27 protein-coding genes and 1 tRNA gene are annotated in these 25,020 nt (G+C 68.2%); 18 read left to right on the top strand and 10 right to left on the bottom strand.

Features of this window, described 5'->3' with window-relative positions:
- Window positions 1-108 precede the first annotated feature (108 nt).
- The 9 genes from KW83_RS13910 to KW83_RS13870 all read left to right on the top strand — a co-directional run bounded on the left by KW83_RS13910 (window position 109) and on the right by KW83_RS13870 (window position 9,523).
- A complete protein-coding gene (locus KW83_RS13910; RefSeq protein WP_036179950.1) occupies window positions 109-1,950 on the top strand; it encodes a cation:proton antiporter in 1,842 nt (613 codons plus the stop codon).
- A 107-nt stretch (window positions 1,951-2,057) separates the two neighbouring features.
- Window positions 2,058-3,770, top strand: a complete 1,713-nt coding sequence (gene argS, locus KW83_RS13905; protein ID WP_036179947.1) for an arginine--tRNA ligase — start codon at window positions 2,058-2,060, stop codon at window positions 3,768-3,770.
- Between the two features lie 72 nt (window positions 3,771-3,842).
- Complete coding sequence (locus tag KW83_RS20665) at window positions 3,843-4,859, top strand: SPOR domain-containing protein (protein ID WP_036179944.1); 1,017 nt, start codon at window positions 3,843-3,845, stop codon at window positions 4,857-4,859.
- A complete protein-coding gene (locus KW83_RS13895) occupies window positions 4,856-5,842 on the top strand; it encodes a glycoside hydrolase family 3 N-terminal domain-containing protein (protein WP_036179942.1) in 987 nt (328 codons plus the stop codon). Before KW83_RS20665 ends, KW83_RS13895 begins: the two co-directional genes overlap by 4 nt.
- Window positions 5,835-6,614, top strand: coding sequence for a segregation and condensation protein A (locus KW83_RS13890; RefSeq protein ID WP_036179940.1), 780 nt, complete (start codon window positions 5,835-5,837; stop codon window positions 6,612-6,614). Before KW83_RS13895 ends, KW83_RS13890 begins: the two co-directional genes overlap by 8 nt.
- On the top strand, window positions 6,607-7,323 hold the full coding sequence (scpB, locus tag KW83_RS13885) for an SMC-Scp complex subunit ScpB (RefSeq protein ID WP_051928520.1): 717 nt from the start codon (window positions 6,607-6,609) through the stop codon (window positions 7,321-7,323). The genes KW83_RS13890 and scpB overlap by 8 nt, the downstream gene beginning before the upstream one ends.
- The gene (locus KW83_RS13880; protein ID WP_036179938.1) at window positions 7,320-7,535 is read left to right on the top strand and encodes a hypothetical protein; all 216 of its coding nucleotides are present in this window, start codon (window positions 7,320-7,322) and stop codon (window positions 7,533-7,535) included. The genes scpB and KW83_RS13880 overlap by 4 nt, the downstream gene beginning before the upstream one ends.
- A 10-nt stretch (window positions 7,536-7,545) precedes the next feature.
- Window positions 7,546-8,259 carry a nitroreductase family protein gene (locus KW83_RS13875; protein ID WP_036179936.1) on the top strand — a complete coding sequence of 238 codons (714 nt, stop codon included), beginning with the start codon at window positions 7,546-7,548 and terminating at the stop codon, window positions 8,257-8,259.
- 109 nt (window positions 8,260-8,368) lie between these two features.
- Window positions 8,369-9,523, top strand: coding sequence for an MraY family glycosyltransferase (locus KW83_RS13870; protein WP_051928519.1), 1,155 nt, complete (start codon window positions 8,369-8,371; stop codon window positions 9,521-9,523).
- 6 nt (window positions 9,524-9,529) lie between these two features.
- Here the strand turns inward: KW83_RS13870 and KW83_RS13865 are convergent, their stop codons facing one another.
- The 7 genes from KW83_RS13865 to rpmF all read right to left on the bottom strand — a co-directional run bounded on the left by KW83_RS13865 (window position 9,530) and on the right by rpmF (window position 14,732).
- Window positions 9,530-10,600: a 2'-deoxycytidine 5'-triphosphate deaminase gene (locus KW83_RS13865; protein WP_036179933.1), complete on the bottom strand. Its 1,071-nt coding sequence runs from the start codon at window positions 10,598-10,600 to the stop codon at window positions 9,530-9,532.
- 25 nt (window positions 10,601-10,625) lie between these two features.
- Window positions 10,626-10,702, bottom strand: a tRNA-Pro gene (locus KW83_RS13860).
- A gap of 70 nt (window positions 10,703-10,772) precedes the next feature.
- Window positions 10,773-11,939, bottom strand: a complete 1,167-nt coding sequence (locus tag KW83_RS21560; RefSeq protein WP_051928518.1) for a MerR family transcriptional regulator — start codon at window positions 11,937-11,939, stop codon at window positions 10,773-10,775.
- 6 nt (window positions 11,940-11,945) lie between these two features.
- Window positions 11,946-12,245 carry an integration host factor subunit alpha gene (gene ihfA / locus KW83_RS13850; RefSeq protein ID WP_036179930.1) on the bottom strand — a complete coding sequence of 100 codons (300 nt, stop codon included), beginning with the start codon at window positions 12,243-12,245 and terminating at the stop codon, window positions 11,946-11,948.
- Between the two features lie 161 nt (window positions 12,246-12,406).
- Entirely contained in the window at window positions 12,407-13,381 is a 975-nt protein-coding gene (locus tag KW83_RS13845; protein WP_036179928.1) for a beta-ketoacyl-ACP synthase III, read from the bottom strand.
- Window positions 13,378-14,511: a phosphate acyltransferase PlsX gene (gene plsX / locus KW83_RS13840; protein WP_051928517.1), complete on the bottom strand. Its 1,134-nt coding sequence runs from the start codon at window positions 14,509-14,511 to the stop codon at window positions 13,378-13,380. Before plsX ends, KW83_RS13845 begins: the two co-directional genes overlap by 4 nt.
- A 14-nt stretch (window positions 14,512-14,525) precedes the next feature.
- Window positions 14,526-14,732, bottom strand: coding sequence for a 50S ribosomal protein L32 (gene rpmF / locus KW83_RS13835; protein ID WP_036179925.1), 207 nt, complete (start codon window positions 14,730-14,732; stop codon window positions 14,526-14,528).
- Window positions 14,733-14,950: 218 nt separating this feature from the next.
- Between rpmF and KW83_RS13830 the strand changes: the two genes are divergently transcribed.
- The 6 genes from KW83_RS13830 to pgi all read left to right on the top strand — a co-directional run bounded on the left by KW83_RS13830 (window position 14,951) and on the right by pgi (window position 20,871).
- Window positions 14,951-15,601 (top strand): fumarylacetoacetate hydrolase family protein, encoded by a 651-nt coding sequence (locus KW83_RS13830; protein ID WP_036179922.1) that lies wholly within the window; start codon window positions 14,951-14,953, stop codon window positions 15,599-15,601.
- Between the two features lie 182 nt (window positions 15,602-15,783).
- Window positions 15,784-16,368 carry an HNH endonuclease gene (locus KW83_RS13825; protein WP_036179920.1) on the top strand — a complete coding sequence of 195 codons (585 nt, stop codon included), beginning with the start codon at window positions 15,784-15,786 and terminating at the stop codon, window positions 16,366-16,368.
- Window positions 16,369-16,390: 22 nt separating this feature from the next.
- A complete protein-coding gene (locus tag KW83_RS13820) occupies window positions 16,391-16,867 on the top strand; it encodes a VOC family protein (RefSeq protein ID WP_036179917.1) in 477 nt (158 codons plus the stop codon).
- Between the two features lie 98 nt (window positions 16,868-16,965).
- On the top strand, window positions 16,966-18,444 hold the full coding sequence (gene zwf / locus KW83_RS13815) for a glucose-6-phosphate dehydrogenase (RefSeq protein WP_036179915.1): 1,479 nt from the start codon (window positions 16,966-16,968) through the stop codon (window positions 18,442-18,444).
- Between the two features lie 146 nt (window positions 18,445-18,590).
- The gene (gene pgl / locus KW83_RS13810) at window positions 18,591-19,256 is read left to right on the top strand and encodes a 6-phosphogluconolactonase (protein WP_036179912.1); all 666 of its coding nucleotides are present in this window, start codon (window positions 18,591-18,593) and stop codon (window positions 19,254-19,256) included.
- Between the two features lie 4 nt (window positions 19,257-19,260).
- Window positions 19,261-20,871, top strand: a complete 1,611-nt coding sequence (gene pgi, locus KW83_RS13805; RefSeq protein ID WP_036179909.1) for a glucose-6-phosphate isomerase — start codon at window positions 19,261-19,263, stop codon at window positions 20,869-20,871.
- Window positions 20,872-21,099: 228 nt separating this feature from the next.
- On the opposite strand, the gene putP is transcribed toward pgi, so the two are convergent.
- Window positions 21,100-22,554: a sodium/proline symporter PutP gene (gene putP, locus KW83_RS13800; RefSeq protein ID WP_036179907.1), complete on the bottom strand. Its 1,455-nt coding sequence runs from the start codon at window positions 22,552-22,554 to the stop codon at window positions 21,100-21,102.
- A gap of 195 nt (window positions 22,555-22,749) precedes the next feature.
- Here putP and KW83_RS13795 point away from each other — a divergent pair, with 195 nt between their 5' ends.
- Genes KW83_RS13795 through grxD form a run of 3 tightly spaced genes read left to right on the top strand, consistent with a single transcriptional unit; the run spans window position 22,750 to window position 23,604 of the window.
- A complete protein-coding gene (locus tag KW83_RS13795; protein ID WP_036179905.1) occupies window positions 22,750-22,992 on the top strand; it encodes a BolA/IbaG family iron-sulfur metabolism protein in 243 nt (80 codons plus the stop codon).
- The gene (locus KW83_RS13790; RefSeq protein ID WP_036179902.1) at window positions 22,989-23,240 is read left to right on the top strand and encodes a hypothetical protein; all 252 of its coding nucleotides are present in this window, start codon (window positions 22,989-22,991) and stop codon (window positions 23,238-23,240) included. Before KW83_RS13795 ends, KW83_RS13790 begins: the two co-directional genes overlap by 4 nt.
- Window positions 23,241-23,244: 4 nt before the next feature.
- Window positions 23,245-23,604: a Grx4 family monothiol glutaredoxin gene (grxD, locus tag KW83_RS13785; RefSeq protein WP_036179899.1), complete on the top strand. Its 360-nt coding sequence runs from the start codon at window positions 23,245-23,247 to the stop codon at window positions 23,602-23,604.
- A gap of 373 nt (window positions 23,605-23,977) precedes the next feature.
- Here grxD and zapA read toward each other — a convergent pair whose 3' ends face one another.
- Together zapA and KW83_RS13775 are read right to left on the bottom strand one after the other, a co-directional pair.
- Complete coding sequence (gene zapA, locus KW83_RS13780) at window positions 23,978-24,367, bottom strand: cell division protein ZapA (RefSeq protein ID WP_036179897.1); 390 nt, start codon at window positions 24,365-24,367, stop codon at window positions 23,978-23,980.
- On the bottom strand, window positions 24,360-24,878 hold the full coding sequence (locus KW83_RS13775; RefSeq protein WP_036179894.1) for a hypothetical protein: 519 nt from the start codon (window positions 24,876-24,878) through the stop codon (window positions 24,360-24,362). The genes zapA and KW83_RS13775 overlap by 8 nt, the downstream gene beginning before the upstream one ends.
- Between the last annotated feature and the right edge of the window lie 142 nt (window positions 24,879-25,020).

The following is a 25,020-nucleotide window of genomic DNA, read 5'->3' as shown; positions in this document are numbered from 1 at the left end:
GTCTTCGGGCCGCGCTAGCAGAGGCTCCGACACCCCGCAAGCCGGTGCGCGCTTTCCTTTCGCAGGCGCGGAAATACATTCCGCCGCAGGCAGCAGGGAACGACATTCATGGCGATCGAGACCGAGGCGGCCGCGATGGATCCGGTGGCGGCCATCGCGCTGGTGGGCGCGCTAGGCGTGGGCGCACAGTGGATCGCCTGGCAGCTCCGGATGCCGGCCATCGTGCTGATGCTGGCGGCGGGACTCGTCGTCGGGCCGCTCCTCGGGATTTTCGATCCCGGACGCGACATCGGACCCCTTTACCTTCCGATGATCTCCATCGCGGTGGCCATTATCCTGTTCGAGGGCGGCCTGACGCTCAACTTCCATACGCTCCGCGACGCGGCGGAAGGGGTGAAGCGACTGGTCTTCATCGGCGCGCCGCTGGGCTGGCTGCTGTCCACGCTCGCCCTGCGGTTCGGCGCCGGGACCACGTGGGAAAGCGCGGCGGTCTTCGGCGGGATCATGATCGTCACCGGGCCGACGGTGATTGCGCCGCTCTTGCGCTCGGCCCGGCTGGCGCGGCGCCCTGCGGCCCTCCTCCAATGGGAGGCGATCCTGAACGACCCCGTCGGGGCGCTGGCCGCGGTGCTGGCGCTGGAGGTGGTCATCGTCCTGCGCACCTCAGAGCAGGTGTCCGGCGCGGTCTGGTCGCTGGTCCTTGGCATCGGCGTGGCGACCGCGCTGGGCGGCGCGGTAGGTTATGCCATCGCCTGGGCGTTCAACCGCGCCAAGGTGCCGGAATACATGAAGGTGCCGGTGCTCTTCGTGCTGGTGCTGGCGGTCTTCGCGGTATCGGATTCGCTTTTGCACGAATCCGGCCTTCTGGCCGTCACGGTCATGGGCATCGTGATCGCCAACGCCAATCTTCCATCCTATGAGGAGCTGCGCCGCTTCAAGGAACAGGCGACGGTTCTTCTGGTGTCCGGCGTCTTCATTCTGCTGGCGGCCTCTCTGAACTTCTCGGCGCTGAGCCAGCTGACATGGCGATCGATCCTCTTCGTGATCGTGGTGCTGTCGGTCGTCCGTCCGGTCACCGTATTCCTGGCGCTGGCCTTCACCCAGCTGCCCATGCGCGAGAAGGTCCTTGTCGCCACGACCGGTCCGCGCGGGGTGGTTCTGGTGGCCGTGGCAGGTCTCTTCGGTGAACGGCTGGCAGAGCTCGGGATCGAGGATGGGGCGCTGATCGGGCCGCTGGCCTTCATCCTCGTGGCCGCGTCGGTTGTGGTCCACGGCTTCACGCTGGCACCGGTCGCGCGGTTCCTCAAGGTCACCGCGGCCGAAGTGCCGGGTGTGATCCTGGTCGGCGGTTCCTACTGGACCACGGCCCTGGCCGAAGAGCTGAAGCGCGCCGAGGTGCCGGTGCTGATTACCGACCCCAACCGCGGCCACCTGCGTCGCGCGCGCGAAGCCGGGATCGACACTTTTTTCGGCGATATCCTGTCCGAAGGTGCGGAACTGCAAGTGGATATGAACGGCTACAAGATCGTGATCGCGGCCACCGACAACGACGCCTACAACACGCTGGTGGCTACGGATCTTGGTCCAGAATTCGGGCGCGAGAACGTCTATCAGCTGGGGCGCGAGAAAATGGCCAATGCGCGCCATGCGCTGCCCTCGAGTCTGGGCGGGCGCAACTTCGCGAAACGTGCGACGTACAATGAGCTGAACCGCCTGATGTGGCAGGGCTGGGGGTTCGTCGTCACCCGGATGTCCGAGGAATACAGCCTAGAGGACTGGCGCGCCCAACGGCCAGAGGCGCGGCTGATCGGCTACATCGACGCCGCCGGTGAGATGCATCTGGTCTCGGGGGACGATGAGGTGAACGTCGCACCGGGCCATCGCCTGGTGGCGATGGTTCCGCCCGAAGACAAGGCGCAGGAGGCGCGGAAGAGCGATACCGCGGCCTGAGGCGCAGATTTTCGGACCGAAAATCTGTTCCGCGACGGGTCCGGCGGGCCGTTGACGGCGCGAGGACGCGGGGCTAGACCGCCTGCGTCCTCCGAAAGGCCAATCCGATGTCCCCATTCGCTGAGATGCATGCCCGCGTCATCGCGTCCCTGGCCGAAATGCAGGCCGAAGGCGCGCTGCCCCAGGGGCTCTCCTTCGATGCTGTCGTCGTGGAGCCGCCGCGCGACCCGGCCCATGGCGACATGGCCACCAATGCCGCCATGGTCCTGGCCAAACCCTCGGGCCTCAACCCGCGCGACATCGCGCAGACCCTGGCCGGGAGACTGGAGGCGCTGGCGCTGGTCGCAAGCGCCGCCGTCGCGAGACCGGGATTTCTGAACCTGCGGCTGGCAGATGGCGTCTGGGCCGATCTGGTGGCGGCGGTGCGAAACGCGCCCGACTACGGGCGCAGTGCGCTGGGGCATGGGAGCAAGGTCAATGTAGAGTACGTTTCTGCCAACCCCACCGGCCCGCTCCATGTGGGCCATACGAGGGGCGCGGTCTTTGGCGATGCGCTCGCAAGTCTGCTGGAGTTCGCCGGCTACGACGTCACGCGGGAATACTACATCAACGATGGCGGCACGCAGGTCGATATGCTGGCGCGGTCCGTTTATCTGCGCTATCTGGAGGCCCATGGTCGGCAGGTGGAGTTCACCGACGACACCTATCCCGGCGACTATCTGGTGAAGGTTGGGCAGGATCTGAAGGACCGGGTGGGGGATGCCTATCTGGACAAGGGCGAGCAGGTCTGGCTGGCCGATCTGCGCGTCTTCGCCACCGATGCGATGATGGTGCTGATCCGCGCCGATCTGGCCGCCCTCAATGTCGAGATGGACCGATTTTTCTCCGAAAAATCGCTTTACGGCACGGGACGGATCGAGGACGCGCTGGCAGTGCTCGATGCGCGCGGGCTGATCTATCAGGGCACTCTGGAACCGCCCAAAGGCAAGCTCCCCGAGGATTGGGAGCCGCGCGAGCAGACGCTGTTCCGGTCCACCGACCACGGCGACGATGTGGACCGTCCGGTGAAGAAATCGGACGGCGCCTGGACTTATTTCGCTCCTGACATCGCCTATCACTGGGACAAGGTCGAGCGCGGTTACGACCAGCTCATCGACGTGTTCGGAGCCGACCACGGCGGCTACGTGAAGCGCATGAAGGCGGCCGTCTCGGCCCTGTCGGACGGGCGGGTGCCGCTGGACGTCAAGCTCTGCCAGTTGGTCAAGCTGACCAAGGACGGCGAGCCGTTCAAGATGTCCAAACGCGCGGGCACCTTCGTCACCTTGCGCGACGTTGTGGATGAGGTCGGTCCCGACGTGACCCGGTTCACCATGCTCACCCGCAAGAACGACGCGCCTCTGGAATTCGACTTTGCCCGCGCGGTGGAGCAGTCCAAGGACAATCCGGTGTTCTACGTCCAGTACGCCCATGCCCGCTGCCGGTCGGTGCTGCGCAAGGCGGAGGGGATCGTGCCCAGGGATCCCGCTCTCGACGATACCGCCGAGTTCGCTGTCGCGCGGAAACTGGCCGAATGGCCGCGCGTGGTCGAGGTCGCCGCCCGCGCCCATGAGCCGCATAGGATCGCGTTCTATCTCTATGATTTGGCGCAGGTCTTCCATGCGCTCTGGAACCGTGGCAACGACCGGCCGGGCTTGCGCTTCTACCAGGAGAGTGACCCTCAGGCGACAGCGGCCAAGATTTCGCTGCCCATGGCGGTATCCGTTGTGATTTCGGCTGGCCTCGGTATTCTTGGGGTCACCCCGGCAGAAGAGATGCGCTGATCCAACGGCGCCGGACGGGGTGAGGCAATCGCAGCAAAACGCGCCGCTCCTGCGCCGCGGCAAGAGGCAGGCATGACGGATTTTGGTTACGATGATCTCCACGGGCTGGACGATTACCCCTCGCACAGCGCGCGCGCGCAGAAGCTGGTCAACCTAGCCGGAGCGATGGTGTCCCTGGCGCTTGTCGGCGGCATGGGCGTCTGGGGTTACAAGCTGATGGTGCGCGACGTGAGCGGGGTTCCGGTCATCGAGGCGATAGAGGGCGCGTTCCGCTCCCAGCCCGACGACCCGGGCGGGATGACCGCGCCGCACCAGGGGCTCCAGGTCAACGAGATCGCCGCAGTGGGCGCCGCCGCGGGGCCCGTGGAAGAGGTTCAGCTTGCCCCCAAGAACGCCCCGCTGGCCGATGAGGACTGGCCCTGGGGTGAACTGATGGCCGCGAAAGACGTCAAGGACGCGGCCCCGGCCGGGGCCGCTGACGGACAGGCCGCCGCCGATGCGCAGACCGCCGACGCGGCGTCTGCCAGGGATGCAACATCTGCTGAGGACGCATCGGCCGCAGACGACGCCCCGAAGGTGCAGGACGCTTCGATCCGGATCGTCGATGACGCTCTGGCCGGTGAGGCGCTGGGCACCGACCTGGCCGTTGCCGAAGCCCTGGCCGGGACCGGGATCGTTTCTGCGTCCGATGTCGTACTGCAGAACGCCGTCCTCGACGACACGGGCCTCCGTCCGGAGCCGCGCCCGGTCAGCCTGCGCCGCGCCGCCGCCACATCGACGGTTCCCGAAACCGGCGGGCGGATCGGCGCCGGAGAGGTTTCGGTCGCGGATCTGCCCAGGGGCACGCGGCTCGTCCAGCTTGGCGCCTATGCCAGCCCGGAGATCGCGCGCTCCGAATGGACGACCATCGGCAGCCGCTTCACCGATTTCTTCGCCGGCAAGCGGCTGGTGGTCCAGGAGGCCGTGTCGGGCGGCAAGACCTTCTACCGACTTCGCGCCGAGGGGTTCGAGGACCTCGCCGATGCGCGGCGCTTCTGCTCGGCCCTGACGGCCAAGCAGGCGGATTGCATCCCCGTCGAGGTGCGGTGACGCGCGCGGCCTGCATCCTCGGCTGTGCGGGCCCGACCATCACGCGGGACGAGCGGGCGTTCTTTGCAGAGGCCGATCCCTGGGGGTTCATCCTTTTCGCCCGCAACGTGGAGCGTCCCGACCAGTTGCGCCGGCTGACGGACGACCTGCGCGACGCGGTTGGCTGGCGCGCGCCCATCCTGGTGGACCAGGAGGGCGGACGGGTCCAGCGTCTGGACGCGCCGCATTGGCGCCGCTGGCCCCCGCCGCTCGACCATGTGGACGGAAGCGAGGATCCGGCCCGGACCATGTGGGTGCGCGCGCGTCTCCAGGCCGCGGAGCTGCAGGCCGTGGGAATCGACGTGAACTGTGCCCCCAGCGCCGACGTGGCGCGTCCCGAAACGCATCCGTTCCTGCGCAACCGCTGCTACGGCCGGGATGCGCGGACCGTGATCGCCGCGGCCCGCGCCACGGCCGAAGGTCTCATGGCCGGGGGTGTACTGCCGGTGGTCAAGCACATGCCCGGCCATGGCCGCGCCCGGGTGGACAGCCACCTGCGCCTGCCCACGGTGACCGCCGCCCGGCCTCAGCTAGAACAGGACTTCGCGCCGTTCCGGGCCCTCAGTGACCTGCCCATGGGAATGACCGCGCATATCGCGTATACGGCCCTTGGCGGACGTCCTGCGACCCAGGATCCGGACCTGATCCGGCTGATCCGGGAAGAGATCGGTTTCGATGGGCTGCTGATGACCGACGACATCTCCATGGAGGCGCTGGGGGGGTCCATCGCAAACCGGTCCGGGCTTGCCATCGCCGCGGGTTGCGACGTCGTGCTGCACTGCAACGGCGACCGGGCCGAGATGGAAGAGTGCGTCGCGGCCTGCGGAACGCTGACCGATGCGGCAGGCCGCCGTGCGGAGGCGGCGCTGGCGCTCAGGCGTCCGCCGGACGCGGCGGACACGGCGGCGCTGGACGTCGAACTGGCGGAGCTCAGCGATGGCTGAGGTCGAAAGCCTCTCCGCGCATGTGGCCGAACGGGTCGCCGCAGAGGCGCTGATCGTGGATGTGGACGGGTTCGAGGGACCTCTCGACCTGCTGCTGACCCTGTCCCGGACGCAAAAGGTGGACCTGCGGCAGATCTCTGTCCTGGCGCTGGCGCGGCAATACCTGGCCTTCGTGGAGCGCGCCAAGCAACTGCGGATCGAGCTGGCGGCCGACTATCTGGTGATGGCGGCATGGCTCGCGTTCCTGAAATCCCGCCTGCTGCTTCCCCCCGATCCGGAGGACGACGGCCCCAGCGGCGAGGAACTGGCCGCGCATCTGGCGTTCCAGCTGGAACGGCTGGAAGCGATGCGCGACGTTGCCGCGAAGCTGATGGCGCGCGACCAGAAGGGCCGCGATTTTTTCGCGCGCGGCTTGCCGGAGCGCGTCGAGCGGATCCGTCAGGTCACCTACACCGCGACGCTGGTCGACCTGATGCAGGCCTATGCGCGGATCCGCACCAAGGATGAGTTCCGCCCCTATGTCATGGACCGCGACAGGGTGATGACCATGGAAGAGGCTCTCGACCGGATGCGCGGTCTGATCGGGTTCGCGGGCGCCTGGACGGATCTGGCCTCGTACATGCCGGAAGGGTGGGACGCCGACCCGGTGCGCCGCCGCTCGGCGACCGCCAGCCATTTCGCCGCGTCGCTGGAACTGGCCAAGGCCGGCAAGATCGAGATCCGCCAGGGCGAGACCTTCGCCCCCATCCAGATCCGGCGCCGCGATGGGTGACGATGCCGACGACGCACGGGGCGACGGTGGGGCCAACCCGCCGCTTTTCGACGCGCCGCCCATGGCCGAGCAGGAGCGCATGGTCGAGGCGATCCTTTTCGCCACTGCCGAACCGATGGGCGTGGCCGATCTGAACGCCCGGTTGCCCCACGGCTGCGACGCGGGCGCGGCGCTGGACCATCTGCGCCGCCGCTATGAGGGGCGCGGCGTCCGGGTGGTCCGCGTCGGCGACGCCTGGGCGATCCGCACGGCGCCCGATCTGGGGTTCCTGATGAGCCGCGAGACGACGGAGACGCGCAAGCTCTCCCGCGCCGCGATCGAGACGCTGGCCATCGTCGCCTACCACCAGCCCAGCACCCGCGCCGAGATCGAGGAGATCCGCGGCGTCGCGGTGAGTCGCGGCACCATCGACCAGTTGCTGGAACTGGAATGGATCCGCTTCGGACGGCGGCGGCAGACGCCGGGACGGCCGGTGACCTTCGTTGTGACCCAGGAGTTTCTGGATCATTTCGGGCTGGAAAGCGCGCGCGATCTGCCCGGGCTGAGGGATCTGCGGGCCGCCGGTCTGCTGGAGAACCGTCCCGCGCCGGATCAGACCGAAGGGGATGACAAGGCGGCCATGCAGGACGATATGTTCGACGGTGCCGGTGTCGCGGATGAAGACGACGGCGGCGACGGCGCCGGGCCCCCGGAGGAGGATGGGACATGAACGGAGCGCGGATTGTGCAGATGGCGATGCGGATGCTCATGCGCAGGCTGGTGCGCCGGGGCGTGGATGCCGGGATCGACCGCGCCTTCGGCGCCGCCAAGCCGGAGGATGAGATGACCCCGGACGAGCGGAAACGGGCCCGTGCCGGCAAACAGAACGCCCGACGCGCCAGGAAGGCGATGCGTCTCGGCCGCCGCATCGGCAAGTTCTGAGTTCCGCGCCATGAGCACCGGTCCCGCGCCGTACCGTCCCGAGCCGCTGCCCCGGCGCGACCGACCCGCCGATCCGGTCGCTGCGGCCGCGGCATTCCGCGACGCCATGGCCAGCCGCAGGACGGTCCGCGATTTCTCGGACCGTGACGTGCCGGAAGAGGCGATCCGCGCGGCCGTGGCCTGCGCGGGCACCGCGCCTTCCGGCGCCAACCAGCAACCGTGGTTCTTTGCCGCGATCCGGGATGCGCGCGTCAAGGCGCGGATCCGCGCCGCGGCCGAGACGGAAGAGCGCGCCTTTTACGCCGGTGCCGCGGGCGACGCCTGGCTGCGGGCGCTCGAACCCATGGGCACCGGATCCGACAAGCCGCATCTGGAGCGTGCGCCCTGGCTGATCGTGGTGTTCGCGCAGCGCCACGGAGTCGATCCCGACGGCCGGAAATCCAAGCACTACTACGTTTCCGAAAGCGTGGGGATTGCCGCCGGATTCCTGATCGCCGCGCTGCACCGCGCGGGACTGGACTGTCTGACGCACACACCCGCGCCGATGGGGTTTCTGCGCGACATCTGCGGCCGTCCGCCGTCCGAGAAGCCGGTCATAGTCATAGCCTGCGGGTATGCCGCGCCGGATGCGCAGGTGCCCCGCGCCGCCGGGCGCAAGAAACCGATGGCCGACATCTTCGCCGTGATCGGCGCCGATGTGGCACCGTTTCGACAGGGCCGGTGACTTCCCGCCGGTTCGCCGGGATTTCGGGCGGTGCGTCTGGACTTGCCCAGAGATTGTGTTAACCCGAGCGAAAGACGCGAGGAAATAGATCGCGGGCGGTGTGGACAGTATGACGTTTCTCTCGATCTTCGCGATCTCCTTCACGGTCTGTGGCCTGCTGCTCGTGACCAAGAAATTCCATCTCACCCGGTCGATCCGCATGGACGATTGTCGCGCCGTGCAGGCCGCCCACCGCAGGCCGACACCGCGGATCGGCGGGCTGGGCGTGCTGATCGCGATCCTGATCGTGCTGCTGTTCATGGTCCCCGAGGCTCAGGCCCGGACAATGCGGATCTTCGCGGTGTCGCTCATTCCCACGTTCGCCGCCGGTCTGGTCGAGGATCTGGGCTACCGGGTCAGCCCGCAAAGGCGCCTTCTGGCCGCCTTCGCGTCCTCCGGTCTGGTGATGCTGATGCTCGACACCTGGATCACGGATACCGGGCTTCCGGGGCTGGACCATCTTTTGCTGCTGCTGCCCTTCGCGCTCCTGTGGACCGGGACATGGACCGCCGGGCTCTGCCACGGGTTCAACCTGATCGACGGGGTGAACGGCCTGGCCGCGACGACGGGTCTGCTGGTGTCCCTGGGTCTGGCGGCCATCGCCCTGCAATCGGGCCAGCCGGGCCTGGCCTTCGTCGCCTTGGCGATGGTTCCCGCGATCCTGGGGTTTCTGGTGTTCAACTGGCCGTTCGGTGGGATCTTTCTGGGCGATGCCGGGGCCTATTCGCTGGGCCACCTGCTGTCCTGGCTGGGCATCTTCATCGCCGCCGGGTCGGACCGCGTGTCGGGCGTGTCGGTGGGGCTATTGTTTTTCTGGCCGGTGGCCGACACGTTCCTGGCCATGTACCGGCGCCGCAAGTCGTCGCGCCCGGCCTCTGCGCCCGACCGGCTGCATTTCCACCAGCTGGTGATGCGCGGGATCGAGATCGGCTGGACCGGTCGCAGCCGCCGCCACCTGTCGAACCCGCTGACGACAGTGGTACTGCTGCCGCTCATCGGCCTGCCGGTGGCGCTTGGGGTGGTGTTCTGGGACAATCCGCTGGGGGCCGCTTTGTCGCTCACCGTTCTGGGAGTTGCCTTCGTGGTGGCCTACAACAACGGCATGCGATACGTGCAGCGCCGTCGGCGCGGTGCGGCCGGGCGCCCGGGCTTCGTGGCACCGGTTCCGGCCCTGCGTCCTGCGCCGGTCCGCCGCGCCGCACCCCCGGCCCGCGTTCGCGCCTGAGGCGCCTCACCGGAAGTGCTTGCCGAGCTTCAGGCCCTGACCCTGGTAGTTCGACGCGATGTCCCGCCCGTAAAGCTGGTCGGGCACCTCCGCCATCCGCTCATAGATGAGGCGGCCCACGACCTGCCCGTGCTCCAGAACGAAGGGCGCCTCGTGACAGCGCACCTCCAGCACGCCGCGCGCGCCGGCACCGCCGGCCGGAGCATAGCCGAACCCGGGGTCGAAGAACCCGGCGTAATGGACGCGGAACTCCCCCACCATGGCCAGATAGGGCGCCATTTCCGCGGCATAGCCCGGCGGGATCGTCACCGCCTCCCGGCTGACGAGGATGTAGAACGCGCCCGGGTCCAGGATGATCCGCCCCTCGCGCGTGCGCAGTTCTTCCCAGAAGTCGCCGGCCGGATAGGCGCCGATCCGGTCCAGGTCGATGACGCCCGAATGGGGTTTGGCCCGGTAGCCCACCAGATCGCCTGAGGCGCTCTGCAGATCGACGGAAAAGCCCAGGCCGCCGTCGATCACCGCCGGACCGTCCACCAGAGGCTCCGCGGCGTGGAGCGCGTCCAGCGCGGTGTCATCCAGAACCGCCTGCCCGTCGCGGAACCGGATCTGGTTCAGCCGCATCCCCGGACGGACGAGCACGGAGAACGAGCGGGGACAGATTTCTGCGTAGAGCGGGCCGTGGTAGCCATCCGGCACGCGGTCGAACTCAATCCCGTCGTCGGTCACCACGCGCGTCAGCAGGTCCAGCCGCCCGGTGGAGCTTTTCGCATTGGTCACGGCCCGAAGGCCGGGCGGCAGGGCCAGGCTCTCCATCAGGGGAACAAGATAGACGCATCCTTTCTCAAGCACCGCTCCGGGGCGCAGGTCGATCTCATGCATGGAGAACTCGGCCAGCCGGTCGGCGACGGAGCGGCCGGCTCCCGGCAGAAAGGAGGCCCTGACCCGGTGTGCCCGGACCCCGAGCCTGAGGTCGAGCGATGCGGGCTGCACCTGCGGCAGTTCCACGCCGGGGTCCGCCAGGACGATACCGGCATCTATCAGACCCCGCAGGGTCTGAGAGGGCAGGACACCGGTCATGCGGAGCCCTTGGACGGGGTGTGATTGGTCGGGCTAGCAGGACTCGAACCTGCGACCTTCCGTCCCCCAGACGGACGCGCTACCAGGCTGCGCCATAGCCCGACTTGGGGGCTGTTTATCCCAACCGGCGCCAGTGGCAAGGGGAGGCGGGCGGGTTTTTCGCCCTCTTCCGTCACCGGGCGTCCATGGTGCGCGACAGCGCGCGGGCGCGGTCCAGCACCGGACCCAGCCTGTCCCGGCGCGCGCGCCGCCCCTCCGGCCCAAGCCGCGAAAGAGCCGAAAGGGGATGTCCCGGGGCGGGCTGGGCCTCACCGTCCGGGGCGCCCGCGACGGGGCGGCTCCCGTCGCCAGGAGCCGCATTCGATGCCGTCGCGGCCGGCTGCGCTGTGGGCGTCGGTGAGGCGCCCTGCGCGGGGTCCGGCCGATCGGGTCGATCCTGTCCCGCATGTTCGGGGGCCGCCGAAGCGTCGGCCGCGCCAGCCGCGCGGGGCAGATCGTCCTCCGCCTTCGCGTCGCCATCTGCGGGGTCTGCCGGTGCGCCTGTCGCGGAGAGCGCGGCGGCTGCGGGAACCTCCCCACCTGGGGGGCCTGGCGGCGTCGTGTCCTCAGTGGCGGCTACGGGCTCCGGCGCCTGTTCGGGATCGCGGGCGAGCGTCTGGTCCGGGCCCGCGGGGGCGTGGGGTTCCGCGGGATCGGGTCCGGCCGGCGGTGTCGCCTCTGCGGACCCCGGGATACCGCCGCGCGCTCCATCGTCGCCAGCAGGAGGGGGAGAGTCGGGGGCGGATCCCTCCGCGGCCTCCGCCTCCGGAACATCCGCAAGGGGTCCGTCCGCGGGCGAAGCCTCGGCCTTGGCATCGTCTACATCCGCGTCGGGGCCGTCCGGCCCCGGCACGGCACCGTCCGACGGTTCTTGGGCGGCCTCTATCCGGGCGTTCAAGTCATCGACCGCGGCTTCCGGGTCATCGCGCACGGGTCGGCGATCGGCTGCGGTATCGGGGACGGGCTTTGACGTCTGCGCGGACAGGCTGACCACGTTGGTTTCGGACTCCGCCCCGCCGTCGTGGAGCGGCGGCGACAGCGACGCCACCTGCCGCACGCCATCCTCGCGCAGCATCTTCTGCACGCCGCGGATCGTCATGCCGTCATCATGAAGAAGGCGCTTGATCCCGCCCAGAAGCTCCATGTCCGCGGGGCGGTAGTAGCGCCGCCCGCCGGCGCGTTTGACCGGCTTGACCTGGGTGAAGCGCGATTCCCAGAACCGCAGCACGTGGGCAGGCACGTTCAGCCACTCGGCGACTTCGCTGATCGTGCGGAATGCCTGGGGTGACTTGCTGGCCATGCGGTGTCAGGCCCTGTTCCCCGCCGCGATACGGTCCCGCATCAGATGCGAGGGACGAAAGCTGAGGACCCGGCGCGGATGGATCGGCACTTCCTCGCCGGTCTTGGGATTGCGTCCGACCCGGGCCGCCTTTTCGCGGACGCTGAACGTGCCGAACGACGAAATCTTGACGGTCTCTCCGGCGACGAGAGAGTCGGACACCAGATCCAGAACCGACTCGACAAGTTCGGCGGATTCGTTGCGGCTCAGCCCGACTTCACGATGCACGGCATCGCACAGGTCCATCCGTGTCAGCGTCTTTCCCATCCGCGGTCCCCCATTCGACTTTTGCCGAAGATGCGGGAGGGGGAAATCAAAGTCAATCAAGGGGCTGGGCCGCATTTCAGGATGCGCGGGAATCGTCGGCCCGAATCGCGCGCGGAGGTTGATGCGACACAGGCGCGGACCCTGCGTCCGACCCGGTGGCGCTACCAGCGCAGGACGACCGACCCCCAGGCAAGGCCGCCGCCGATCGCCTCGGTCACCAGCAGATCGCCCGCCTTGATCTGGCCCCTGTCGCGGCCCACCGACAGAGCCAGCGGGATCGATGCGGCCGAGGTGTTGCCATGGTCCTGAACGGTCACCACGACCCTGTCGAGCGTCAGGCCCATCCTCTGGGCGGTCGCCTTGATGATCCTGAGGTTGGCCTGATGCGGCACGATCCAGTCCACGTCGCCGGCGCCCAGCCCGATCCGGTCCAGCGCGGTATGGGCAGTCTGCGCAAGCTTTTCCACCGCATGGCGGAAGACCTCCTTGCCCTCCATCCGCAGATGGCCCGTGGACCGGGTGGAAACGCCGCCGTCGACATACAGCAGATCCCGGTGCCGCCCGTCGGAATTCAAGTCCGACGACAGGATCCCGCGGTCGGCGTTGGTGCCGTCGCCGGCCGCGGCCTCAAGTATCAGCGCCCCGGCGCCGTCACCGAAGAGCACGCAGGTCGCGCGGTCGGTCCAGTCCATGATCCGGCTGAAGGTTTCCGCGCCGATGACCAGAATACGGCGCGCCTGGCCCGACACGATCATCGCGTTCGCGGTGGACAGGGCGAACACGAAACCCGCGCAGACCGCCTGGATGTCGAAGGCGAACCCCCCCTCCATCCCCAGCTTGGCCTGGACCATCGTCGCTGCGGAGGGAAAGGTCAGATCGGCGGTGGAGGTCGCCACGATCAGCGCGTCGATCTCCGAGGCGTCGATCCCCGCGTCGGTCAGCGCCGCCCGCGCGGCATGGGCGGCAAGGTGAGAGGTCAGCTCGCCCTCGGCCGCGAAGTGCCGGCGTTCGATGCCCGAGCGGGAACGGATCCATTCGTCGGAGGTCTCCAGGCAGGCCTCGAACTCGGCGTTCTCGACGCAGCGCTCCGGCAGGTAATGGCCGATGCCGACGACCCGGGCTCGGGTGACGCTCATGCCCGTGCCTCCTGAGCGTCGCTGTCGCCATCGGCATCCTTGGAACCATCGTGCCCGGTCACGTCGTTGGCCACCGCGACCCGCGCGGCCAGCCGGGCGTTGAAATCGCTTTGCGCCAGTTTGAACGCCAGCTTGATCGCGGCCGAGATGCCGGTCGCGTCGGCGGATCCGTGGCTCTTGACCACGGTGCCGTTCAGTCCCAGGAACACGCCGCCGTTCACCCGCCGCGGGTCGATCCGCTTTTGCAGCCGCTTCAGCGATGTCAGCGCCAGGACGGCGGCCAGCTTGGACAGGGTGGAATAGCGGAACGCCTCGCTCAGCAGATCGCGGATCAGTGCCGCGGTGCCCTCACCGGTCTTCAGCGCGATATTGCCGGTGAAGCCATCGGTCACGATCACATCCACGCGGTCCGACGGGATGTCGCCGCCTTCGACGAATCCGACGAAGTCGTACCCCGCAAGGTCCGCCGCCTCGGCCATCAGCGCATGGGCGTCCCGCATCTCGGCGCGGCCCTTGTGCTCTTCGGTGCCGTTATTGAGCAGGCCGATCCTGGGACGCGCCAACTCCTGCCCGTTGCGCGCGTAGGAACATCCCATCAGCGCATATTGTAGAAGGTCGCGCGGGTCGGCCTTCACGTCGGCGCCGACGTCGAGCATCACGTTGAATCCGGACGGGTTGCGCGACGGCCAGAGGCAGGCGATGGCGGGACGGTGCACGCCGGGCAGCTTGCGCAGGCGCATGATCGACAGCAGCATCAGTGCGCCAGTGTTGCCGCAGCTCACGGCGACCTCCGCATCGCCGTTGCGCACGGCCTCTATGCAGGACCACATGGACGTATCCTGGCCGTTGCGCAGCACGTTGGCCGGCTTGTCGGTCATGGATACGACGTCCCGACAGTCGCGGATCTCGACCCGGTCGGTCAGCTTGCGCTTGTCGACCAGCGGGCGCAGTGCCTTGGCGTCGCCATGGAGCAGAAACCGCAGATCGGCGTTCTTGTCGGCAGAGGTCGACAATCCCGCGACCACCGCCGCAGGCCCCTGGTCGCCGCCCATCGCATCGACCGATATGGTGATCGGCCCGGCGCGATGGCCGCGCCCTTCAGACTGTAGCCTGCCGGTGGCGGTCGTCATGGGCCGCGCGCGGCTCAGGCCGCGTCGTCGTCGAGATCGATCTCGTCGGTGCGCGCGACGATTTCGCGTTCGGCGTAGTGACCGCAGGCGCCGCAGATGTGATGCGGGCGCTTCAGCTCACCGCAGTTCGCACATTCGTGCGGGTTCGCTGCGGTCAGCGAGTCGTGGGCGCGGCGCATGTTGCGGCGCGACTTGGTGATCTTGTTCTGAGGGACTGCCATGGTCGGTCCTTCGTGTGTCTCTTGGGGCGCGTTTTTTCGACGGTCGGCCCCGGTGGGCGGGGACGGGACCCCGGAAAGCGAATGAGGCCGCGCAATACGCCCTTGGCGCTGCGGGATCAAGCCCTCGCAGGGGCCGCAGCGCAACAGATAATCGGGCGTTGCGCCAGTCCCGAGAGGGGATAGGCTGGGGCGCATACCGGTTCCGCGAAAAGGCTGCCATGACGTTTCTCTTCGATCCCGCCCCCGTCGCCTCGGTCGCTGTCGCCGGGCGCGGTGCGTTCGCGATCCGCCGCGTGTTCTGTGTCGGGCGCAACTACGCCGCCCATGCCGCGGAAATGGGAAACGAGGTCGATCGCGCCGCGCCGTTCTACTTCACCAAGACGCCGATGCACGTGATGGCATCCGGCGGCGTCCTGGCCTATCCGCCCGGAACCGCGGAGCTTCACCACGAAATCGAACTGGCCGTGGCGCTGGGGCCGGACGGTCGCATGATCGCGGCGGGCGTCGCGCTCGACATGACGCGGCGGGACCTGCAGGCGGCGGCGAAAGAGACCCGCCGCCCGTGGGACACGGGCAAGGACTTCGAAGGCGCGGCGGTCCTCGCGCCCATGTCGTCGCTGGAGGACGTCGGCGCCCGGGACGTCGCGCTGGACGTCAACGGTGGCGCGCGACAGCGCGGCAACACGCGGGACATGGTCTGGCCGGTGCCCGCGCTGCTTGGGCATCTCGCGACGCTCTACGATCTGGGCGCGGGGGACGTGATCCTCACCGGAACGCCCGCGGGCGTCGGCGCGGTGCAGCCCGGCGACCGGCTGACGGGACGGATCGACGGGCTGGAGCCGCTGACGCTCGGGATTGCTCCGCGCTGACGCGGGCAGGGCGGGGCCGTCACATCACCGTCATTCCGGCGTGGCAGGTGGGGATCGGCGGGGGGCCACAGCATCTGGGGCTTGCCGCCGCGCAAGCGCCAGATATAGTCGGCGCATGTGCGGGGCGCGGCCTGTCGCCCTGATGCTCGGAAACGGCAGGCAGATCAGGGGTCGATTCAGCGATGGGCGTGGACTTCCGAACCAGTTTCGTGCGTGAGCCGAACGCGCTGCGGCATCACCCGGCACTGGTGCTGAACGCGGATTACCGGCCGCTTTCGTACTATCCGCTGTCGCTCTGGCCCTGGCAGGAGGCGGTGAAGGCCGCGTTCCTGGACCGGGTGCATATCGTCGCGGAATACGATGCGGTGGTGCGAAGTCCGACGACAGAGATCCGCATTCCGTCCGTCGTGGTCCTGCGCGACTATGTCAAACCCCAAAAGCGCGTGGCCTTCACGCGCTTCAATCTGTTTCTGCGCGACGAATTCCGCTGCCAGTATTGCGGCGGCACCGGCGATCTGACCTTCGATCACGTGGTGCCCCGCGCCCGCGGCGGCCGCACCAGCTGGGAGAACGTCGTCGCTGCCTGCGCGCGCTGCAATCTCTCGAAGGGATCCAGGAACCTGCGCGACTCGGGCCTTTCCTTGCGGAAGACCCCGCGCTGTCCCGCGGCGGAAGAACTCAAGAATATGGGCCGCCGGTTTCCGCCCAACCACCTGCACGACAGCTGGGTGGATTTCCTGTACTGGGACGCGGAACTGGAAGCCTAACGAAACACGCGGAGGTACTGTCATGGCCGCCATCAAGCCCTGCCTGTGGTTCGACGGTGCCGCGCTGGAGGCGGCCGAGTTCTACGTCTCGGTCTTTCCCGGCTCCCGCGTCACGTCCATCTCGCTTGGCCCGGTGGACTGGCCGGGCGGCCGGGCCGGCGACGTGCTGATGGTGGAGTTCAGGCTGGCGGGGCGGGACCATCAGGCGCTGAACGGCGGGCCCTACACGGCGTTCAACGAGTCGATCTCGCTCTCGGTCACCTGCGACGGCCAGGCGGAGGTGGATCGCGTCTGGCGCGCTTTGCTTGAGGACGGCGGCGCGGAGATGCAGTGTGGCTGGCTCAGAGACCGGTTCGGCCTGCGCTGGCAGATCGTCCCCGCCGCCATGGAGGACATGCTGCGCAACGCGGATCCCGACCGGCTGTCCCGGGTGATGTCGGCCATGATGACCATGGTCAAGCTGGACGAGGCGGCCCTAAAACGGGCCCATGACGGCTGAGACAGGGCCGCGCCGGGGGCCGTTAGCGCCCACATCCTCCCTTGACCCGCGCCTGCAAAGGGGCAACTCATCCTCCGGACGCAGAAGGAGCGCGTACGATGGTTTCCAGGGTCATTCCGGTCGATCCGTTCGACCTGACGATTTTCGGCGGCACCGGCGATCTGGCGCGGCGCAAGATCCTGCCCGGCCTCTACCGCCGCTTCGCCGCCGGACAGATCCCCGACGGGTGCCGCATCGTCGGGGCCGCGCGGTCCGATCTGAGCCAGGACGCCTACCGCGACGAGGTGTCCGACGCGCTGGCGGAGTTCGTGGGCAAGGACAAGCTGTCGCCCGACACGCTGAAGGCCTTTCTGGGCCTGATCCGCTACGTCTCGATCGACGCGACCGGCGACAAGGGCTGGTCCGAGCTGAAGGGGCATGTCCGCGACGACCGCATCAGCGCCTTCTACTTCTCCGTCGCGCCGTCGCTCTTCGGGGCCATCGCCGAGCGGCTCCATGGTCACGGAATCGCGGACGACACCACCAGGATCGTGGTCGAGAAACCGTTCGGCCGCGATCTGGAAAGCGCCCGGGCGCTGAACCGGACCCTGGCGGAGCATTTCGACGAGACGCAGATCTACCGGATCGACCACTACCTGGGCAAGGAGACGGTGCAGAACCTCATGGCGCTGCGCTTCGGCAACGTCCTGTTCGAGCCGCTGTGGAACAGCCAGTTCGTCGATCACATCCAGATCACCGTGGCCGAGACGGTCGGCGTTGCCGGCCGCGGCGAATATTACGACCGGTCCGGCGCCATGCGCGACATGGTCCAGAACCACCTGATGCAGCTTTTGTGCCTGATTGCCATGGAACCCCCCAGCCAGTTCGAGCCCGACGCCGTGCGCGACGAGAAGCTCAAGGTGATCCGCGCCCTTGAGCCTGTGAAACCCGATGAGATCGTGCGCGGCCAGTATGAGGGGCGCAGCGGCGGGCAGAGCGGGGCCAAGTCCCGCGTGGCGCCCTACCACGCCGATGTGGACGATCCCGACAGCCGGACGGAAAGCTTCATCGCCATGAAGGTCCATGTCTCGAACTGGCGCTGGGCGGGAACGCCGTTCTATCTGCGCACCGGCAAGAGGCTCAAGGCACGGCAGTCGGAGATCGCCGTCGTGTTCAAGGACGCGCCCCATTCGATCTTCGGGGCGGAGGCCGGGCGGCACCGCAATATCCTGACCATCCGGCTCCAGCCCAATGAGGGGATGACCCTGGGCGTCACCATCAAGGAGCCGGGTCCGGGCGGCATGCGGCTGATCGACGTGCCGCTGGACATGACCTTTGCCGATGCGCTGGGGGCGGAGAACGACCAGGTGACCGACGCCTACGAACGGCTGGTGATGGACGTCATCCGCGGCAACCAGACGCTGTTCATGCGCGGCGATGAGGTCGAGGCCGCCTGGGCCTGGACCGATCCGATCATCGACGGCTGGGTGTCGGCGGACAAGCGACCCTATCCCTATGAGCCGGGCAGCGCGGGGCCGGAGGAAAGCCAGATGCTGCTCCACCGAGAGAACCGCCGCTGGCGCGAGATCCGCGAGTGACGGGCGTGGCCGGCACCCCCGGGGCGCGGACGGGCGGCATGGGACCGGTTGTCGACCGCCCCCCCCCGCGACAGGCCGCTCTGTGCCGCTAGATAGGAACTGACCGATGACGCGCAGCCGATGCGCAGCAGAAGAGGAACCCGGCCATGGATTTCGTCGAGTATCCCGACAGCGAGATGATGATGATCCAGCTGGCCGACCGGCTGGCCGGCGAGATCTCCAAGTGCCTTGCCAGTCATGACCATGTGTCTCTGGCCGTTCCGGGCGGCACCACGCCGGGGCCGGTCTTCGACATCCTCTCCGGGGCCAGCTTGCGCTGGGACCGGGTGCATGTGCTGCTGACCGATGAGCGGCGCGTGCCCGCGGACCATGAGCGGTCCAACGAGCGGCTGCTGCGCGAGCGTCTGCTGCGCGACAAGGCGGCTGCCGCGACCTTCGTGCGCCTGGTGCCGGAGGACGGCGTCGGGATGGACGATCTCCGGGACCGCGTGGCGCCGGAACTGCCGGTCTCGATCCTGCTGATCGGCATGGGGGCCGACATGCATTGCGCGTCGCTCTTTCCCGGCAGCCCGCAGCTGTCGGATGCGCTTTCCTCCAAGGCTCCGCCGCTCATGGAGGTGGACGCGCCCGAGGGGCTGGAGCCGCGCATCACGCTGACCGGCCCGGTCCTGCGCGGCGCCATGTCCACCCACGTCCTTATCACCGGAGCCGAGAAACGCGCGGCGGTGGAGCGCGCGGCCCGGATGAAACCCGAAGAGGCCCCGATCGCGCTGGTGCTGGGGCAGGCCACCGTCCATTGGGCCAAGGAGTGACACGATGAGCGTATCGCAAGACAGCTGGAAGGCCCTGTCGGTCCGCGCCGAAGAGGTCGCGGACCGCCCGATCCTGGACCTGATGGACGCGGACCGCGCCCGCACCTTTTCGGTAGAGGCGCTGGGGATGCTCTTCGACTATGCCAAGACCAACATCGACGCGGCCTCCCGCGACATGCTGACGGGTCTTTGCGACGAGGCCGGTCTGGACGACCGCCGCGCGGCCATGTTCGGCGGCCAGCCCATCAACGAGACGGAGGGGCGGGCGGTGCTGCACACCGCGCTGCGCAATCTTGCCGGGGCGGCGATCCGGGTGGATGGTCAGGACGTGATGCCCCGCGTGCTGGGAACGCTCGCGCGGATGGAGGGGTTCGCGCGGTCGGTCCGCGAGGGGACGTTCCGCGGCCAGGGCGGGACCATCACCGACGTGGTGAACATCGGCATCGGCGGATCCGACCTTGGCCCCGCGATGGCCACCATGGCGCTGGCGCCGTTCCACGACGGGCCGCGCTGCCACTTCGTGTCGAACGTGGACGGTGCCCATATCCACGACGTCCTGCACGGTCTGGATCCGCGAACGACGCTGGTGATCGTCGCCTCCAAGACCTTCACCACCATCGAGACCATGACTAACGCGCAGACCGCGAAGGACTGGATGGCGCAGGTGGTCGGTGACCCGGCGGCGCAGTTCGCGGCCCTGTCCACCGCCGCCGACAAGACCGGCGACTTCGGCATCTCCGAGACGCGGGTGTTCGGCTTCGAGGACTGGGTCGGCGGGCGCTATTCCATGTGGGGGCCGATCGGCCTGTCGCTGATGCTGGCCGTGGGCCCCGAGAATTTCCGCGCCTTCCTCAGGGGCGCCGAGGCGATGGACGCCCACTTCCGCGATACCGCACCGCTGGACAACATGCCGGTGATGCTGGCGCTTTCGGGCGTGTGGCACAACCAGGGTTGCGGCTACGCGACCCGCGCCGTGCTGCCCTACGAGCAGCGCCTGTCCCGGCTGCCGGCCTATCTCCAGCAACTCGAGATGGAGAGCAACGGCAAGCGCGTGTCCATGGACGGGGCCGATTTGGCCGTGGAGTCCGGCCCTGTCGTCTGGGGCGAACCCGGCACCAACGGTCAGCACGCCTTCTACCAGTTGATCCACCAGGGCACCCGCGTGGTCCCGTGCGAATTCATGGTGGGCCGCCGGGGGCATGAGCCCGATCTGGACCACCAGCACCGCCTGCTGATCGCCAACTGCCTGGCGCAATCGGAGGCGTTGCTGCGCGGCCGCTCGCTCGACGAGGCGCGTGCGACGATTTCATCGGCGTTCTCCGGCGAAGAGCTGGAGCGGCAGGCGCGTCACCGTGTGTTTCCGGGCAACCGCCCCTCCACGACCCTGCTCTACGACCGGCTGGATCCGGAGACGCTGGGCAAGATCGTCGCCCTCTATGAGCACCGGGTGTTCGTCGAGGGCGTGCTTCTGGGGATCAATTCCTTCGATCAGTGGGGGGTGGAACTGGGCAAGAAACTGGCCAAGGCGCTGGAGCCGGTGCTGGCCGGCGAGGAGGGCACCCATGGCAAGGACGCCTCGACCGCGCGGCTGGTCGATTGGCTGCGGGACGGGTAGGGTCCGCGGCGCAGGAAAAGGCGTTCAAGGATCCGACCGGTCCGTGTCGATTGCGGTCCCGAAGCTTTCGGCGATGCGCGGCGCGGCATGGGGCAGAACCGAGCGACGGAAGACGCACAGCGCTCGATCCTGCCTGCCAGCACCGCATCGCGGTCGGCCAGGCGAACGTCGCACAATCGGTCGCACGCGACTGCTGCGCGCGCCGATGTTCCCCGCCAACTCCAAACGTCACTCTGCCGGGTCGAGGGCGCGGAACTCTCCCTTGGCCTCCGTCATGAGGCTGACGGCCACGATGGCGACCGTTGCGGCGATGAAGCCCGGCACGATGGAATAGAGCACCCCGCCAAGGCCCAGCAGGATCCACGCCCCGACTGTCACCGCTCCGACCACCAGACCCGCAAGCGCGCCGACGCCCGTCATCCGCGACCATGTCAGGGACAGGATGATGAGCGGTCCGAAGGCGGCGCCGAAGCCCGCCCAGGCGTTCGACACCAGCCCCAGCACGTTGCTCTCCGGGTCGCCGGCGATCAGGGCTGCGACAACCCCCACGGCGACCACCGCGATCCGGCCGACGCCGACGATCTCCGTCTCGGAGGCGTCGCGGTGGACGAAGAGGCGGTAGAAATCCTCGGCCAGGGATGAGGAGGCCACCAGTAGCTGGCTGGACACCGTGGACATGATCGCGGCCAGCAAAGCGGCGTACAGGAAACCGGTCACCAGCGGATGAAAAAGCAGGTCCGCGAGAACGATGAAGATCGTCTCGCTGTCCTCGACATTGACGCCGTTGCGCACAGCGTAGGCACGCCCGAAGACCCCCACGCCGACCGCCCCGATCAGTGAGATCGCCATCCAGGTCATGCCGATGTTGCGCGCGGTGGCCACCGCCGGCACGCTGCGCACGGCCATGAACCTCACGATGATATGGGGCTGGCCGAAATAGCCCAGCCCCCAGGTCACCGCCGAGATCCAGCCAAGGAGCGTCAGGCCGTCGAAGAGCGACAGGTACTCCGGATCGACCTCCCTCAGGGTCGCGGCGGCCTGGCCGAAGCCGCCGCCGCCGCCCGCGTAGAGCACGATTGCCGGCATGATGATCAGCGCAAGCATCATGATGCAGCCCTGTACGAAATCGGTCAGCGACACCGCCAGAAAACCGCCGACGACCGTATAGGCCAGCACCACGCCCAGCGTCAGCCAGACACCGAAGAGATAGCTGCCGTCGAAGGCGGATTGCACCAGCTTGCCGCCGCCGACCAGGCCGCTGGCGGTATAGACCGCGAAGAACACCACGATGACCACGGCGGAGACGACGCGCAGCAGCGTCGCCTGGCTGGGAAACCGGTTGGACAGAAAGCCCGGGATGGTCAGGGCGTTGTCGTAGCGCTCGGTCTGCTCGCGCAGCCGGGGGGCGACGATAATCCAGTTCGCCAGGGCGCCGAAGAAGAGGCCGATGCCGATCCAGGCTTCGACCAGCCCGGCGGCGTAGAGCGCACCGGGAAGGCCCAGAAGCAGCCACCCGCTCATGTCGGAGGCGCCGGCGGAAAGTGCCGCGACCGCCGGCGGCAGGTTGCGCCCGCCCAGAACGTATTCCTCCGAGTTGCCGGTGGACTTGCGCCAGGCATAGACCCCGATCCCCAGCATGAGCACGAAATACAGCGTCAGGCTTATCCAGATTCCGATCTGCATCGTGTCGCGTCCTTCGTCCGGTTCCGGTCAACATCTGTTGACCTAGCGCGCCATCACCCGGTGTCTCAATGTATTTCGACATGGCAGATGTCGCCGCGGATCGCGCCGACCGGGATTGCGGTGCTCTTGCGGGCGCTTGTAGAGGGGCGCGTGTCTTCTTAGGTTCAAGACGCCCGCAGCCGACAAAGGATGTCCATGGCCATCGCAGCACAGGAGATCGAGGATCTCATTCGCGCCGAGTTCCCGAACGCGAAGATCGTCATCACCGATCTGGCCGGCGACGGGAATCACTATGCCGCGGAGGTCGAGGACGAGAGCTTTCGCGGCAAGAACCGCGTCCAGCAGCAGCGCGCGGTCTATGCGGCGCTCAAGGGCAGGATGGACGGGCCGTCGGGCGCGCTCCACGCGCTGGCACTGACCACCCGGGCACCGCAATGACCGCGCTGGGTCTGTCGGCGGTGCTGGCGGCGGCGATCCTTGCCGTGCTGGCGGTTCGCGTCCGGTCGGTGTTGCGGTCCGAACGCGGGACCGGTCGCGGCGCCGCGCCGGGCCGGGGCCATCATGTCCTCAGGGCGGAGTATTTTTCCGGCGGCGGCGGCGGCGGAGAGGCGACGGAATACAGGGTGCCGAAGGACCCGCAGGCCTATGCGCGGCTCTTCGTACCCAAGGACACATGGAAAGGCTGAATCGATGACTGCGACGGACACTATCAAGGACACCGTGACCGCACATGACGTGGTGCTGTTCATGAAAGGCACGAAGACCATGCCCCAGTGCGGCTTTTCCAGCCGCGTGGCGGGCGTGCTGAACTTCATGGGCGTCGATTTCACGGATGTGAACGTGCTTGCCGATGAGGACATGCGTCAGGGGATCAAGGATTACTCCGACTGGCCCACCATCCCGCAGCTCTACGTAAAAGGCGAGTTCGTCGGCGGCTGCGACATCATCACCGAGATGACCCTGTCGGGCGAACTCGACGCGCTCTTCGAGAAGGAAGGCGTCGCCTTCGACAAGGCGGCCGCCGAGAAGATCCGCGACGCCAACGCCTGAGCGGGCCGGGACGGGCACCAGCCGCGCCGGGCATCGGCCGGGCGTGCGGTTGCCCGGAAGGTGGGGTGTTTCGAAGCATGTGCCGCGAACGCCGCCGCGCGTCCAGGCCGCCCCTCTCTCTCTGCCTCGACCATGCGCGCGATGCAAAGGTGCCGTGGTCTTGACCGGTCTCACGGAAGGGCGATGCCGCCATGCGGATCCTCAAGTTACTGAGGAAAAGCTCTGCATCGCCCTTGCCTGAACCACAGCCGGCGCGCTGAGAGAGGCACCTGCCGCCAAGGGCGTGCCCGCACAGCGGGTCCGGAACCATCACAACCTGCGCAACGAAATCCCCGAACGCGGCGCCCACCGACAGGCGGATGGCGCGACGCCGTCACGCGGACTGCGCGCGGGCCTCCGTTTCGTCGGCCAGCGCCTCTGCGCGGGCGGCCATCTCCGACAGGGACTCGATCAGCGCGTTGGGGATCACCGGGACCTCCACCCGTTCGGATCCGGCGATGTCCTGCCCCTCCATCGCCTGTTCCAGAGCGGCCACGCGCGCTTCTGCCGCGCGAAGCTGTTCCTCGATCCCGGCGGTCTTGTCGGCCAGCATCAGCCCGGCCATCAGCAGCAGCCGCGCTTCCGGCATCCTCCCGATCTGCTCGGCCAGAACGCCGGCTTCCGCGTCCAGCATGGCGGCGGCGGCGTCCAGGTAATGCTCTTCCCCGGGCTGGCACGCGACCTGATAGTTGCGTCCGCCGATCGTGATGCGCTGTTCAGCCATCCTGGCGAACCTCCTCTTGGCTGTCTGGGGTCCTTGCATCGGCGCCGGCCCCGTCGAGAAGCCGTATGATCGCGTTCAACTCGCCCCGGTCGCTGTCGCGCATTGTCCTGAGCGCGTCGATCTCCGCAGTCATCGCGTCGTTCACCCGATCGGCGTCGGCCACGCCCTGTGCGTTGAGGTCGCGCAACTGCGCGCAGGTGGCAGTCAGCGTCTCTGCCACCAGCTTCAGGCGGTTGCGGTCCGACTCCACCGCCGCCAGCAGGGCATGGACGTCGCGCAACTCCTTGTCGGCCTCCGCGGCGCGGGTCTCGAACCGGTCCCGCGTGGCGCGGATCCGCTCTTCGAGCTGTGCCGTCAAGTCCTGTTCGGCGGCGAGCGCGGCCGCGAGCTCCGACGGGTCGGGTCCGGCAGCCGCGCCATCCGGCGCCACGGGGCCGAGCGCTTCCAGCCCGTGTCCGATCCGCTCTAGGGCACCGCTCAGGCGGCGCTGCAATTCGGTGATGTCCTGCATCTGGTCGGGGCCCTTCCAGGTGGTCCAAGCGTGACGATTCGGTGCTCGTCCAGAGAGTAAAACGCATGTCACCGGCGATTTCAGCCCCCAAACGCGCGCAAGCCCCTCATCCTGCGCCGCGCCGCGCTTGAACTTGGCCCCC

The organism is Palleronia rufa (genome assembly GCF_000743715.1).
GTDB lineage: Bacteria > Pseudomonadota > Alphaproteobacteria > Rhodobacterales > Rhodobacteraceae > Palleronia > Palleronia rufa.
Note: the sequence above shows the minus strand (reverse complement) of the source record. Positions and strands in the feature narration are given on the sequence as shown.